Annotated in this window: 10 protein-coding genes and 1 pseudogene; 3 read left to right on the top strand and 8 right to left on the bottom strand. The window is 69.9% G+C overall.

What is annotated here, in order from left to right; translation table 11 throughout:
• Positions 1-102: 102 nt before the first annotated feature.
• Together ACZ6SD_RS23145 and ACZ6SD_RS23140 are read right to left on the bottom strand one after the other, a co-directional pair.
• A pseudogene (locus tag ACZ6SD_RS23145) lies at positions 103-432 on the bottom strand (hypothetical protein); the annotation flags it as partial.
• Positions 433-805: 373 nt separating this feature from the next.
• The gene (locus ACZ6SD_RS23140; RefSeq protein WP_465319058.1) at positions 806-2,536 is read right to left on the bottom strand and encodes a DUF6801 domain-containing protein; all 1,731 of its coding nucleotides are present in this window, start codon (positions 2,534-2,536) and stop codon (positions 806-808) included.
• Positions 2,537-3,123: 587 nt separating this feature from the next.
• Between ACZ6SD_RS23140 and ACZ6SD_RS23135 the strand changes: the two genes are divergently transcribed.
• Both ACZ6SD_RS23135 and ACZ6SD_RS23130 read left to right on the top strand, forming a co-directional pair.
• A complete protein-coding gene (locus tag ACZ6SD_RS23135) occupies positions 3,124-4,506 on the top strand; it encodes a PucR family transcriptional regulator (RefSeq protein WP_465319057.1) in 1,383 nt (460 codons plus the stop codon).
• Between the two features lie 206 nt (positions 4,507-4,712).
• The gene (locus ACZ6SD_RS23130) at positions 4,713-5,087 is read left to right on the top strand and encodes an STAS domain-containing protein (RefSeq protein WP_465319056.1); all 375 of its coding nucleotides are present in this window, start codon (positions 4,713-4,715) and stop codon (positions 5,085-5,087) included.
• Positions 5,088-5,144: 57 nt separating this feature from the next.
• On the opposite strand, the gene surE is transcribed toward ACZ6SD_RS23130, so the two are convergent.
• From surE to ACZ6SD_RS23115, 3 genes are all read right to left on the bottom strand, one after another.
• Positions 5,145-5,936, bottom strand: a complete 792-nt coding sequence (surE, locus tag ACZ6SD_RS23125; RefSeq protein WP_465319055.1) for a 5'/3'-nucleotidase SurE — start codon at positions 5,934-5,936, stop codon at positions 5,145-5,147.
• 199 nt (positions 5,937-6,135) lie between these two features.
• The gene (locus ACZ6SD_RS23120) at positions 6,136-9,627 is read right to left on the bottom strand and encodes a DNA topoisomerase (ATP-hydrolyzing) (protein WP_465319054.1); all 3,492 of its coding nucleotides are present in this window, start codon (positions 9,625-9,627) and stop codon (positions 6,136-6,138) included.
• A gap of 41 nt (positions 9,628-9,668) precedes the next feature.
• A complete protein-coding gene (locus tag ACZ6SD_RS23115; RefSeq protein WP_465319053.1) occupies positions 9,669-11,720 on the bottom strand; it encodes a DNA gyrase/topoisomerase IV subunit B in 2,052 nt (683 codons plus the stop codon).
• Between the two features lie 358 nt (positions 11,721-12,078).
• Between ACZ6SD_RS23115 and ACZ6SD_RS23110 the strand changes: the two genes are divergently transcribed.
• Positions 12,079-12,369, top strand: a complete 291-nt coding sequence (locus ACZ6SD_RS23110; RefSeq protein ID WP_465319052.1) for a hypothetical protein — start codon at positions 12,079-12,081, stop codon at positions 12,367-12,369.
• A 358-nt stretch (positions 12,370-12,727) separates the two neighbouring features.
• On the opposite strand, the gene ACZ6SD_RS23105 is transcribed toward ACZ6SD_RS23110, so the two are convergent.
• The 3 genes from ACZ6SD_RS23105 to ACZ6SD_RS23095 are packed head-to-tail and all read right to left on the bottom strand — an operon-like array spanning position 12,728 to position 13,964.
• Positions 12,728-13,066, bottom strand: coding sequence for a helix-turn-helix transcriptional regulator (locus ACZ6SD_RS23105; RefSeq protein ID WP_465319051.1), 339 nt, complete (start codon positions 13,064-13,066; stop codon positions 12,728-12,730).
• A 25-nt stretch (positions 13,067-13,091) separates the two neighbouring features.
• Positions 13,092-13,466 carry a DddA-like double-stranded DNA deaminase toxin gene (locus tag ACZ6SD_RS23100; protein WP_465319050.1) on the bottom strand — a complete coding sequence of 125 codons (375 nt, stop codon included), beginning with the start codon at positions 13,464-13,466 and terminating at the stop codon, positions 13,092-13,094.
• A 27-nt stretch (positions 13,467-13,493) separates the two neighbouring features.
• A complete protein-coding gene (locus ACZ6SD_RS23095) occupies positions 13,494-13,964 on the bottom strand; it encodes a hypothetical protein (RefSeq protein WP_465319049.1) in 471 nt (156 codons plus the stop codon).
• Positions 13,965-14,007 lie beyond the last annotated feature (43 nt).

The following is a 14,007-nucleotide window of genomic DNA, read 5'->3' as shown; positions in this document are numbered from 1 at the left end:
TGCGGGGAAGACCACCGCGTAACCCGCGGAGAGTATTTTTTTGACGGTGGTTGGCTAGGAGAATGTTCTTTTGCCGAACCTGTGGGACGTGCCCCCCCGCCCCGCCGGGCCCTGCGTGCCCGGCGCGAAGCCCACGATCGGCGCCGCCGCCGGGTCGACGCCCCTGGGCAGCAGGACGGTGCCGGTCACCGCCATCGGCTTTCCGAGCGCGTCGGTCGACAGGTACATCACCTGCCACGCGCCGCCGTGGTGGCGCGTGGCGGTGGCCTTCGACGGCCGCGACCGGATCACATCGCCGGGACGACCCGAGGGCAATGGGTTCGGCGGGAGGTAAAAGGCGTCTTCCGGGTCGTTTCGCACGGCGGCCAGAAACGGCGCGTTCTGCGCTTTGGCTGGCGCGTTCTGGGCTTTGGCAGGCGCGTTCGGGACCATCGCGGGCGCGTTCTGGGCCTTCGCGGGGGCGTTCTGGGTCTTGGCGGGCATGGCCTGCGCGGACGACGCCTGCAAGACCGAGACGGCCGCCGTGACCGCGAGCAACGACACCACCGCCACGGCTCGCCGCGGAGTGGGACGGTTGAGCACAGCGGTCATCCGGGGGAAATCACCACACGCGGACTGGCTGCGAGAAAAGGGAAACACCGGGGGAATAGTACATCCCGCCGCAAGAAGTTGATCTAGAAAAATCGTACAAATCAACGGGGCGTGTTTTCACAGAGCTGATGAAATCCGCCGAAACGGCCGGATGCCCGGCGGAGGAGTCTCCGCCGGGCATCCGGATCGAGCTACGAGCAGGCTAGCGAGCTGATCAGCCGCGGGCCGCGCGGCGACGCTGCCAGAACAGCGCTCCGCCGCCGAGGGCGAGCAGGGCCGCGCCGATGCCCAGGGGCAGCGCGATCGAGGCGCCGGTGGAGGCCAGGCCGCCGCCGGTGCCGCCCGCGGGGGGCGGGCTGCCGTAGTAGGCGGGCGGCGGGTAGTAGCCCGTCGTCGTGGTCACGGTCACCAGCGGCGGCTCAGAGGTCGCCGTGGACGACTCGGTCACCGAGGTGGAGGTGGGGGCCGAGGTCGAGGACGTGGCGGAGGTGGAGGACGTCGCCGAGGTCGACGAGGTGGCCGACGTCGAGGACGGCGGCGTGGTCGAGGACGGCGGGGTGGTGGACGAGGTGGAGGACGGCGGGGTGGTGCTGCTGGTGGGGCCGCCGCCACCGCCGATGGTGAAGCGCGCGAGCTCGGTGTCCTGGCCCGCGTCGAGCTTGCACTGGGAGGTGAACGTCTTGAGGTCGGTCTCGCTGCCGTCGGCCTTCTTCGGGGTCAGCGAGGTGGTGAAGTCGCCGACGAAGACCACGGTCTCGCCCGCGTAGGGCACCTCCTGGTCGGCCACGGTGCCACCGGCGATGGTGTCGAACGGGCCGGACGCCGGGACGTTGGTCTTCGGGATGATCAGGCCGGGGATCTTGATGTCGAGGACGTTGTCACCGTTCTCGCCGCGGACCGCGGCGTCCGCGGTGCCCTCGATGGTCTTGGCGCCGATCAGGGACAGGCCCTGGGTCGCGGTGGCGGGCACGGTGGCCGTCGCGGAGAAGTTCGAGGTCTTGAGAACGCCGCCCGCCGCGGCAGGCGGGGTGAGGTCGGCCTGGATGCGCACGGCGAGCTGCTGGGTGCCGATCAGCGGGAACGGGCAGCTGTAGGTGACCTTCTTGTCGATCTTCACGACACCGCCGCCAGCCGGGGGCTCGCTGGTCGAGGTGGTCGTGCTGGTGGTGCTGGTCGGCTCCGAGGTCGTGCTGGTCGGGTCCGACGTGGTGCTCGTCGGGTCCGTGGTGGTCGACGTCGGGTCCGTGGTGGTGCTGGTCGGCTTCGTCGTCGTGCTCGACGTCGTGCTGGTCGCGCTCGACGTGGTCGAGGTCGGCTGCGACGAGGTCGTGCCGCCGCCGGGGGCGACGGTGAACTCCAGCAGCTTGGCGTCCTGGCCCGGGTTCAGCTTGCAGTCCGAGGTGAACGTCTTGAGGTCGGTCTCACTGCCGTCAGCCTTGCGCGGAGTCAGCGAGGTGCTGAAGTTACCGACGACGATCGAGGTGGGACCGGCCTTCGGGAACGCCGTGGGAACCGGGCCGGAGGCGACCGTGTCGAACGCGCCGGAAGCGGGCACGTTGGTCTTCGGAATGACCAGGCCCGGGATGCCGACCGGCAGCGAGGCGCCCGCGTTGTTCAGCGTGATGTTCGCGACCGCGGAACCCTCGATGGTCTTGGCGCCGATCAGGGTCAAGCCCTGAGTCGCGGTGGCGGGAACCGTGGCGGTGGCGGAGAAGTCCTTGGTGGTGATCTCGCCGCCCTCGGTCTCCGGGGCGTTGATGGTCGCGCGGATGCGCACCTGCAGGACCTGGTTACCGATCAGCGGGAACGGGCAGGTGAAGGCGAGTGTCTTGTCCACCTGCACCGGGGCGGCCGAGCTGGAGCCCGCGGCGACCAGCAGGCCGCCCACCACCAATCCCGTCACGCCGACGGCGGAAGCCGCCGCCAGCAGGCGTTTGGAGTTCACGCGAATCCTCATCAATTCTCTTCCGTTCCCATGGGGACCAACCCGGCGACGACAATTCCCATAACCCCGACAGCGGCCGCGCGGCGAACAGCCTGCCCGAACCGGTTCGACCTCGTGTGTCGGGGAAAGTTCTGGATAACCTCCGCAGGAGACGACACAGGCCGAAACCAGCCAGCCACGACAATGCAACTTACCGAGCGGTAAGATGTAATGCAAGTCCCATCCGCGAACCGCCAACAATGATCCACTTGGCAAATAGGGCGTATTAGTCGGAACACTCTGCGCGACCGGTGACAATTACTACGCACTGCGGTCAACCGAGTGCGCACAGTGTCAACATGGCCGCCCTGACCAGCGGGCTCACCGGAATCTCACACGCGATCCCTTGTCATGATCGAACAAGGATCTAGTTGAGAAACCGTCGGTTTGTGACAAGAGACACCGAAACACCCACCCCCGTGAGTGGATTCTCGAAACTTCTCCACGAAGTTTGACAGTATGAACCGGGCATATTTATCGTCTGCGGAGCAAACCGGTCGCCGTCCTGGGGCGACCGGGATGGCACTTTTGTCACGAAGAGGTGGCGCATGTCGAGTGAACCGAGGCGGTCGCCGAGGCCGGTCGGACCGGCCGGGCAGGGCGCGCCGCTGCGCCTGGCCGGCCGCGACGGCAAGCCGACGCGGCCGGGGCAGGACCGCGGCGCCAGCGCGGCGCGGGAACTGTGGGCCTCGATTCCCCCCGAGCTGTCCATGCAGATGCGCCCGATGGCCGCGGAACTCGTCCGCGAGGTCGTGGGCGAGATCCAGGCCGCGGTGCCCGCCTACGCCGGGCCGCTGGAAGGCAAGCTGCGCGAGATCCTGGTCGGCTCGGTCGAAATGGCCATCGTCAAGTGCTTCGAGAACATGCGCGACCCCCAGGCCACCGAGGCGCACTGGGAAGCCGCGTTCCGCTACGCCGGGCGCGTCGAGTTCCTCGAAGGCCGCACCATGGACGCGCTGCAGACCGCGGTCCGCGTCGGCTCCCGGGTGGTGTGGCGGCGGATGAGCATCGTCGGCCGCGCCATGGGCGTGCCTGCCGACACCCTGTTCGCCATCGCCGACCGGATCTTCGCCTACGTCGACGACCTGTGCACCGTCGCCATCGCCGGATACACCGACGCCCAGGGCCACGCCACCGGGGCGCTGGAGCGCAGACGCAGGCAGCTGCTCAAGCTGATCCTGGCCGACCCGCCCGCCTCGCCGCAGGCCATCGCCGACCTCGCGGGCACCACCGACTGGGCGTTGCCCGAGCGAGTCGCCGTCGTCGCCCTGGAATACCGCGACGAGCTGAGCTCCCGCGACGACCAGCAGCGGCTGGCGATCCCCGCCCTGGGCAGCGAGGTGCTGGTCGACCTGGAAAGCGCCGACCCCTGCCTGGTCGTCGCCGACCCCGACCGGCACCTGCCCCGCCTCGCGGGCGAGCTGCGCGGCCGCCGCGCGGCGATCGGCCCGACCGTGCCGCTGGCCCAGGCTAACCGCTCGCTCCAGTGCGCGCGGCGGGCGATGGTCCTCGCCCAGCGCGGCGTGCTGCCCGACCAGGAGATCATCCGCTGCGCGGACCACCTGTCCGCGCTGGTGCTGCTCTCCGACGAGTTCCTGCTGACCCAGCTCACCGAACGCACCCTGGAGCCGTTCCGCGCGCTGACCACCAAGCAGCGCGACCGGCTCACCGCCACCCTGCTGGCCTGGCTGGAGACCCGAGGCGGCATCAACGAGATCGCCGCCCAACTCGACGTGCACCCGCAGACCGTGCGCTACCGCATGCACCAGATCGATGAGCTGCTCGGCGACCGCCTCAACGACCCGCAGGAACGGCTGTGCATGGAGATCGCCCTGCGCGCCCGCACCCTGCTCGACCCCGGCCTGCCGGTCCCCCGCGACACGGGCGACTCCACCGACGACACTGACGAGCCGGTCGCGCGCTCCTGCTGACCCCTGAGTCACCCTCCGTGACCAGGGCGAACGGCGGCTCTCCGATCGGGTAAGAGCGCCGACGGGGGTTGTGTCCTGAGCTGAGAAGCGTAGCGTCGGGGGTGTCCCGATCTTTGCGGTGACGCTGCGTTGGAGATGCCATTCGGGTGTGGCCACCCGGCTAGGACACATTTTCTGCGTGGCCGCCCCGACCGAGGGAGCGCCACATGGCCTACGACCTGGGCGAACTGACCGTCCGGCACGACCAACTCGACCACGTGCCAGTCCTGCGGCTGCGGGGCGACATCGACATGGCCACCTGCTCGACGGTCGCCGCCGCGCTGTGGGCCCGCCCGCGCGAACTGCTGGTGGTCGACCTGACCGAAGTCGGCTTCGTCGGCTCCTGCGGGCTGGTGCTGCTCGCCGAAGCCCAGCGGCGGGCCGTCGAGGTCGGCGGCCGGGTGCTGGTCGCCGGGTGCAGGCCCGCGGTGCTGCGCGCGCTGGAGGTGACCGACCTGCTGTCGGTGGTCAGCCCGCACCCCACCGTCGCCGACGCGCTGGCCAGCCTGATCGAGATCCCCGCGCCCCGCGCGCCCCACTGACGAATCATCCCGGCTCCGGAACCGCGGCAGCGCCGCAGGCGGCTCAGCGCCGAATCGTCACGCCCATGGGCTCCGGGCGGTGTCGACGGCACCCGTGTCGTTCTGGACCACCTGGTCCTCGGAGACCGAGCGCAGCGCCGTCACGGTCACGTGGCCCGCGGCGAGCAGGGCGGCGTCGGTGTCCGGGGCAGGCTCGGTGTCCGCGGCCACGGTGGTCACCTCGATAGTGCCGTCGGCGAGCCGCTCCACCGCGCTGCGCACCGAGCCGAACTCCGCGAGCCGGGCCCAGCGCGGCTCGCGCAGCCGGTCGGCGGGGACGTTGGGCACGTTGACGCTCAGCACCGTCGCGGGCGGGCTCGCCAGCAGCAGGCCCAGCGCGGCGGCCACCACCCCGGCCGCGGTCTCCCAATGCGCGTGCCCGTTTCCGTCGAACCCGACGTCCAGCGACACCGCCAGGCCGCGCACCCCCACGACGCTCGCGGTGAGCGCGGCGCCCACGGTGCCGGAGTGCAGAACGGCGCGGCCGATGTTGGCGCCCCGGTTGATGCCGGACAGCACCACCTCCGGCGTCCCGCCGAACGCCCCCTGGCACCCGACGAGCGCGATCAGCCCCGGGTGCGCGCCCACGCCGAACGCGGGCACGCCAGCCAGGCCCGGCAGCGCCCGCTCCTCGGTGACGATCCGGCGGTGGTCCTCGGTGGCCACCAGGCTCGCGCTGGTGCCGCTGGCCTCCGACAGCGGCGCGGCCACCGTCACCCGGGCGCCCGCGGCGACCGCGGCCCGGGCGAGCGCGGCCAGCCCAGGGGACTCGATCCCGTCGTCGTTGGTCACCAGCGTCGACTCGGCCATCCCATCGCCTCCCAGTTCCCGGTCGTCCCAGTCCCCGTCGTCCCGGTTCTCGCCGTTCCAGGTCTTCCGCCGTCCGGGCCCCGCCCGCCCGGTTCGGTTCCGTTGCGGCGTTTCCACCGACCCGGCACGGGCAGGATCTCGCCGGGCGGCGGTCGGCGGATGGCCGCCGCCGGTCATCCCCGCGAAATCGCGGCCAACGTCAGTCCCGCTCGATCAGGTGCCCCACCACGTCCGGGCCCGGGTGCGGCGCACCGGAGCCGTCCCGGCGCGGGTCCGGCTCGGGCAGCTCGATCGCCGACCCGGCGCGGCTCGCGCCAGCGGGCCGAGGGCCGACCCAGGCCAGCACCAAGCCCGCCTCGCCCTTGAGGAACCGGTGCGCGCGCACGCCGCCGGTCGCCCGGCCCTTGGCTGGGTACTCCGCGAACGGTGTGACTTTGACGCTCTGGCCGGTCGAGGTGACCACCATGGGCTCGCCGTGCTCGGGGTCGTCAGTGCGGACCGCGCCGAAGAACGCGACCGTCGCCGCCCCGGGCAGGTTGATGCCCGCCATGCCGCCACCCTTGAGGCCCTGCGGCCGCACCAGGCCCGCGGCGAAGCGCAGCAGCGACGCCTCGGACGAGACGAACACCAGCGTCTCGGTGCCGTCGGCGAGCCAGGTCGCGCCGACCACCTCGTCGCCGTCCTTGAGCGAGATGACCTCGAACTCTTCCGAGCGCACCGGCCACTCCGGCGCGCACACCTTCACCACGCCCTGGCGGGTCCCCAGCGCCAGCCCCGGCGAGCCTGCCGCCTGCTCCCCCAGCGGGGCGATGCCGACGACCTTCTCGCCCTTGTCCAGCGGCACCAGTTCGCTCGCGGCCATGCCGCCGCTGAGCGACACCGTGCCGCTCTGCTCGGGCAGCACCGGCAGCGGCAGCACGTCGGTCTTGACCGCCCGGCCCCGGTTGGTCACCAGCAGCACCTGCCCGCGCGCGGTCGAGTGCACCACCGCGGCCACCGTGTCGTGCCGGGCCCGGCCCCGACGCCTGCGCCCCTCGGTCGCCTCCTCGGACTCGGCCGCGGTCCGCGCGACCAGCCCGGTGGCCGAGAGCACCACCTGGCAGGGGTCGTCGGCGACCTCCAGCGGCCCGGCGGGCTTCGACGCGGCCAAGACCTCCTTGAGGTCGCCGTCGATCAGCGCGGTGCGACGCTCGGCGGTGAGGTCCTTGGCCACCTTGCCCAGCTCGGTGGACACGACCCGGCGCAGCACCTTCTCGTCATCGAGGATCTTGGACAGCTCCTCGATCTCGGCGCGCAGCTTGTCCTGCTCGGCTTCCAGCTCAAGCTTGTCGTAGCGGGTGAGCCTGCGCAGCGGGGTGTCGAGAATGTAGGTCGCTTGGATCTCGGAGAGCTTGAAGCGGCTCAGCAAGCCCGCCTTCGCCGCCGCGGCGTCCTCGCTGCCGCGGATCAGCTTGATGACCTTGTCGATGTCTAGCAGCGCGCGCAACAGGCCCTCGACCAGGTGCAGGCGTTCCTCGCGCTTGCGCCTGCGGTAGCGGGTGCGGCGGGTGACGACCTCGGCGCGGTGCCGCAGGAAGACCTCCAGCAGCGCCTTGAGCCCCAGCGTGCGCGGCTGGCCGTCGACCAGCACCAGGTTGTTGATGCCGAAGGACTGCTCCATCGGCGTGAGCCGGTAGAGGTCGGCCAACAGGGCCTGCGGGTTGACCCCCACTTTGCACTCGATCACCAGCCGGGTCCCGTTCTCCCGGTCGGTGAGGTCCTTGACATCGGCGATCCCGGTGAGGCGCTTGGATTTGGTGACCTCGTCGGTGATCTTCTCGATGATCTTCTCCGAGCCCACCTGGTAGGGCAGCTCGGTCACGGTGATCGCCTGCCTGCCCCGACTGCCCTCCAGCGGCCCGATCTCCACCTTGGCGCGCATCCGCACCACACCGCGCCCGGTCTCATACGCCTTGCGCACCTCGTCCAGGCCGAGCAGCATCCCCCCGGTCGGCAGGTCCGGCCCCGGCACGAACTCCATCAGCTTGTCCAGCGTCGCGTCCGGATGCATCAGCAGCCACCGCGCGGCGGCGACGACCTCGCCGAGATTGTGCGGGATCATGTTCGTCGCCATCCCGACCGCGATCCCCGAAGTCCCATTGACCAACAGATTCGGGAAAGCGGCTGGGAGAACGGTCGGCTCCATCAGCGAACCGTCGTAGTTCGGCCGGAAATCGACCGTGTCCTCCCCCAACTCCCCGACGAGCAACATCGCCTCGGCTGACATCCGGGCTTCGGTGTAACGACTCGCCGCCGGTCCATCGTCTGGGCTGCCAAAATTTCCGTGCCCGTCGATCAATGGAGCATTGAGGGAAAAATCCTGCGCCAGCCGAACCATAGCGTCGTAGATGGCCGTATCACCGTGCGGGTGGTATTTACCCATGCAGTTGTGCACGACGAAACCCTCGACCACAAAGGCGTGCTCGTCGGACCCTACTTGAATGTCGTAAGTGGTGTCCGATTCCACCACCTCGACGGACTCGACCGACACACCGCCCGGCGCCGCGCCGCGCTCGGCGACGATCGCGCCGAGCGCGTCTTGCTTGTGCCCGATCCTGGTCCAGGGCAGCAAAGCTCGCCCGAGCACGGCCGCGTCCCGGCCCGACACCGAGACCGCGTGCGCGGCGGCCTGGCCCGCGCGAGTCCATCGACGCGCGTGGATGCCTCGGTCGGCCAGCATCGAATACACCTGACGCGACAATGTCGCACTGGCGCTGGTGAAGACGATTTCCCGATCCGTCCTGCGCACCCGGCCGCGACCATCGAGCAATCCCGCGAGAAATGGCAACCACGCGGCACGGTCACCGAGCACGCTGTCCGGCACGCGCCGGTGGTCAATATCCGCTTTACCGGCCGCGAGCAACCCGTCGTGTCGGTCAAACGTGAGAATGTGCCCGTCACGGTCGGTCGGTTCGCTCGCTTCTCGCTTTCCGCGAGAAACCGTCACGCCCGTTTCGATCGCCCAGCCATGGGCCGCGTCCAGCGGTTCGGAGTCGCGCAGGTGAACGCGCACGCGTCCGTCCGCATCACCGACGAAACCTTCCGCGACGACCAGACCGAGCACGTAGTGATAGGGGTCGCCATTCGACTCCCACTGTGGGTGACGTCCGGTGCCGTATCCGACCGTTTGGCGGCCGAGGAGGTCGCGCGCCTCGGTCCAGCGCACGGTCAGGTCGTCGTCGACAGTGCGGAACCGTTGGCCTGGGGTCACCAGCATCGTGTGCCCGTTGGTCCAGGTCACCCGGACCAGCTCCGAGGCAGGGTTCTCGTAGACAGCGACAACCGGCACCGGCCTGCCCTCGCCGTCGAGCACGAGGTCGCCTAGTTCAACGGTCTCGATGGGGCGCAGGCCGTCCGGGGTCGACACCAGTGCGCCACGGACGAAGCAGTCGCCGACGACGCGGGAGGACTTCACGTAGGCGTGGGTGGGGCGGTAGCCCTGCTCGTTCATCGAGAACAGGATGCGGCGGTGCACCGGCTTGAGGCCGTCACGGGCGTCGGGCAGGGCGCGGGAGTGGATGACGGAGTACGCGTACTCCAGGTACGAGTCCTCGATCTCGGTCTTCACCGGGTTGTCGAAGACCTGCGCGCCCGCCTGGTCGAAGGCGGCGGGATCGACCTTGGTGGTCGAGGGGCCCTTGCGGCGTGCCATTGCTCAGCGCTCTCTCTCGTGCGGCTCGGGTGCGGGCGGGGTCAGACGTCGATCGCGGCTTGGTCGACGCGGCCGGAGGACTCCACCAGCCACGCCCGCCGCGGTTCGACCTTCTCGCCCATCAGCAGTTCCAGCGCGTTCTCGGCGGCTTCGGCGTCATCGAGGGTGATCCGGCGGACCGAGCGGGTGGCCGGGTTCATCGTGGTCTCCCACAGCTCGTCCGCGTCCATCTCGCCGAGGCCCTTGAACCGGGGCACCGGCGTGACGACCTGCTTGCCCGCCTTGGTCAGCCGGGCGACCGTGGTCTCCATCTCGCGCTGGGTGAAGGTGAAGATGGTCTCCGGGTTGCGTCCCTTGGTGGTGACCTTGTGCAGCGGCGGCATCGCCGCGTACAACCGGCCGTCCTCGATCACCGGCCGCATGTACTTGGCGAACAACGTGATCAGCAGCGTCCGAATGTGCGACCCGTCGACATCGGCGTCGGCCATCAGGATCACCCGCCCGTACCGCATCGCCCCGAGGTCGAACGTCCGCCCGGTCCCCGCCCCCAGCACCTGCACGATCGAGGCGATCTCTGCGTTGCGCAACGTGTCGGCCAGACTGGCCTTCTGCACGTTGAGTATCTTGCCCCGCAAGGGAAGCAGCGCCTGATACTCCGACACGCGCGCCATTCTGGCCGAGCCGAGGGCGCTGTCGCCCTCCACGAGAAACAGCTCGCTGCGGGACAGGCCGGTGGTGCGGCAGTCGACCAGTTTGGCGGGCATCGCCGCGCCCTCCAGGGCCGTCTTGCGGCGGGCGGCGTCCTTCTGCTGTTTCTGGGTGAGGCGGACGCGGCTGGCGTCGACGATCTTCTGGAGGACGATTTTGGCTTCGGACTTGGTCTTGCGGTCCTCGGTCCACAGTTTGACGTGCCGCTCCACGACGCCCTGGATGACCTTGGTGATGCCCGCGGTCGACAGCTCGTCCTTGGTCTGGGAGGTGAACTGCGGCTCGGGGATGCGCACGTGCACCACCGCGGTCATGCCTTCGAGCACGTCGTCCAGCGTGGGCGGGTCTTCCTTGGGCTTGAGGAGGCCGCGGGTGCGGGAAATGGCCTCCTGCAACGCTTTCACGGCGGCGCGCTCGAAGCCCTTGCGGTGGGTGCCGCCGTGGGCGTTGCGGATGGTGTTGGTGAAGCACTCGACCGTGCGCTCGTAGCCGGTGCCCCAGCGGAACGCGACCTCGATCTCGGCCCGGCGCTCCACTTTGGACCGCATGACGCCGTTCTCGTCGGCGGCGTTCTCCTGGTAGGTGCCCTCGCCGACGATCAGCAGGGTGCCCGAGACGGCGCGCTCGCTCGACGGGGCGAGGAAGTCGACCATGTCGGTGAGGCCGTTGGGGTAGTGGAAGGTCTCCTCGGAGATCGAGTCTTCGACCGCGGTGCGCAGCACGTAGGTCACGCCGGGGACGAGGAACGCGGTGTTGCGCAGCTTGGTCCGCACGCCCTCGACGTCGAGGGCGGCGCCGTTCTCGAAGTAGCGCGCGTCATACCAGTAGCGGATCGAGGTGCCGGTGGACTCGCCGCGCTTCATCTTGCCGACGATCTGCAGGCCGGACTGGCGGGTAAACTTCGCCTTCGGGCCGGGGCCGTCGAACACCCCGGGGACGCCGTGAGCGAAGGACATCTGGTGGACCTTGCCCTCCCGCTTGACGGTGACGTCGAAACGGTGGGACAGGGCGTTGACCGCGGACGCGCCGACACCGTGCAGTCCGCCGGAGGTCTTGTACCCGGAGCCGCCGAACTTGCCGCCCGCGTGCAGCCGGGTGAGCACGAGCTCGACACCGGAGAGCCCGGACTTGGCGTGCACCCCGGTCGGAATGCCCCGGCCGTCGTCATCGACCTGCACGCTGCCGTCGGCGTGCAGGGTCACCACGACCCGGGTGGCGTGGCCCGCGACCCCCTCGTCGGTGGAGTTGTCCACGACCTCGGCGAACAGGTGGTTGATGCCCCGGCTGTCGGTCGAGCCGATGTACATGCCGGGTCGCTTCCGGACGGCCTCCAGACCCTCCAGATGGGTCAGGTCGTCGGCCCCGTACAGGGTCTCGGCTGTCACTGGGTCGCACTCCAAGATCGTGGTGTCGCTCGAACAGGTGTCCCAAGGTACCGGAGGCTATCCGCCACCCCCGACGATGTGGCGGCACCGCGCCGCCGCTCACCAGTGGTCCGGCACACGCCCCGGCCACCACTGTCCGCCACGAGCCGAACCGCGGGCGTCGAATGGGGAAAATCCCGGCGGCCGAACATCGGCCGCCGTCTTGACCAGCCGCCCAGGCCGGTCGTATGGCCTAGACCAAATCCGCACCTCCCGATCCCTCTGGCGCACCCGCGCCCGACGGGCGCAGGCGTCCCACTGCTTCCCGATTCCCCCCGCCCTACCCGGCGGAAACGTCGTCCACCGAAGTGGAGAGCAGATGAGACACCAGCGCACCCTCGCCACCGTCGGCCTCGCGTCCCTGCTGGTCGCCCTGCCCGCGAGCCCTGCGTCCGCCTACGGCCACGTCAACACCCCGCCGGGCAGGCAGGCCAACCGCGCACAAGGCCGGATCGGCGACTGCGGCCCGATCGTCTGGGAGCCACAGAGCGTCGAGGGCCCCAAGGGGCAGAAAAACCGCCACGGCGGCCTGCCCCAGTTCGCCCGACTCAGCGACGAGACGAAGAACTGGCCCGCCACCCCGGTCAGCCGCCGGGTCGAGTTCACCTGAACCCGGACCGCCCAGCACGCCACCACGACCTGGGAACACTTCATCGGCGACACCCGCATCGCGGTGTTCGACGACCACGGCGGCCGCACCGGACGGCAGAAGGTCCTGGCCGTGCGGAGCATCGCCGACACCCCGATGGCCTTCTACAACCGCGTCGACCTGCGGGTGGGGCGCCACGCCGCCAACCGCGGGCGCTCCCCGCCCGCACATCGGGCCGCAAACCCGACGCTCCCCCTGACCCGCCCGCGGCAGCCCGGCCGCGGAAGAACAAAAGGAGAACAACGCCTCCGTTTGGCGTTGTCCGCGGTCCGGTCGAGTCGTCGTGGCCGGGTCACCGAGGACGGGCGGCGTGGCTTGTCTAGGGCGCGGTTGTTGAACCCAGCTTCCCCAAGATGTTCTGCAGGTGCGTGGCGGCGGTGGGCTCGGAGATCACCAGCCGGGCGGCGATGTCCCGGTTGGTGAGCCCCTGGACCACCAGCGTGGCGATCTCCGCTTCGCGGTTCGTGAGCGGGCCGAAGGGGTCCAGCGGGCTTTCCTCAGCCGCTTGCGCTTCCGTTACCCGCTCAGCCAACGCGCAGCGGACGACCCGATCGTCGGGGAGCGCGCGTCCGGCGGCAAACGCCCGGTCGAACGCGGCGTCGCCGAGCGCCTCGCCGCGCCGGTCGGCGATCCAGGCCAAGGTTTCGAAGCCGCGCACATGCAGGGCCTTGGCCCGCAGGACGTCATCGGAGCGGGTCGCGGCCCAGTTCCTCGGCCTCGGCCACCAGCGGCGCCATCCGGTACAGCTTGCCCAGCCACAGGGTGTACAGGGCAGCGGCGCACAGCGCGGAGGGCCGGTCGGGATGACCTCGCGGAGTCGCGAGGCTTTCACCGTATGGTGGCGCGGCACCCTTGGGCATGAGCACCGGCATCAGCGCGTGGCAGGATATCGGTCCCGCCTGGCCTTCTGGGGCACATGGTCCAGTAGGGAAATTGATAATCAAGACGGCTTTCTTGATATCGTCGTCGCGCATACGGGCAGCGACTTTGACCTCGACGTGATAAGCGGTGACAGCGGTAGCCCCGGTCTTCCGCCGACCGAGCCGCGGCCTCGCCACGACTTCGCGGCGGGCGATTCCGCCCGATCACACAAGGAGCACGCCGTGCCTGGACTCTTCCAGCTGTGGGAGGAAACCGGCCGCGAGGTCTTCGTCGAGGTAAATGCCCAGATCCATGAGACCTGCCGGGTGGCCGAGTTCGTTGAACACTCGGTCGTCCCGGACGCAGCGCACGCCCGGGCGCGAGGGGTGCGAGAAGGTGATTCGCGAACAAGGATCTGTGATTGGGCCGACGACCTCATGAGCGATGTCGTAAGCTCCCAGCTTCGCGATGCGGAAGCACTGGGCAGCGGCGAAGCCGACGGCCCTGTCCAGAGCCTCCCTGCGTGTCGGGGCGGGGGGCCAAGCCAGGTCGGCTATGTCGAAGGAGTCGACGGCTCGCGCCGGGGCGCCGGGGGTCAGGCAGGTCAGATCCGATGACGGCGCCTGGTCCCATGGCCGCTTATTGGCCCTTCGGACAACAACGTGCAGGGACTCCCCGACAACAGCCGCGTCCATAATGGAACCGAGCCCCAGCTCCCATTCCTGACGCCCACCGGAA

The organism is Actinokineospora sp. NPDC051303, assembly GCF_055586285.1.
This window is presented reverse-complemented; position numbering and strand designations above follow the sequence as displayed.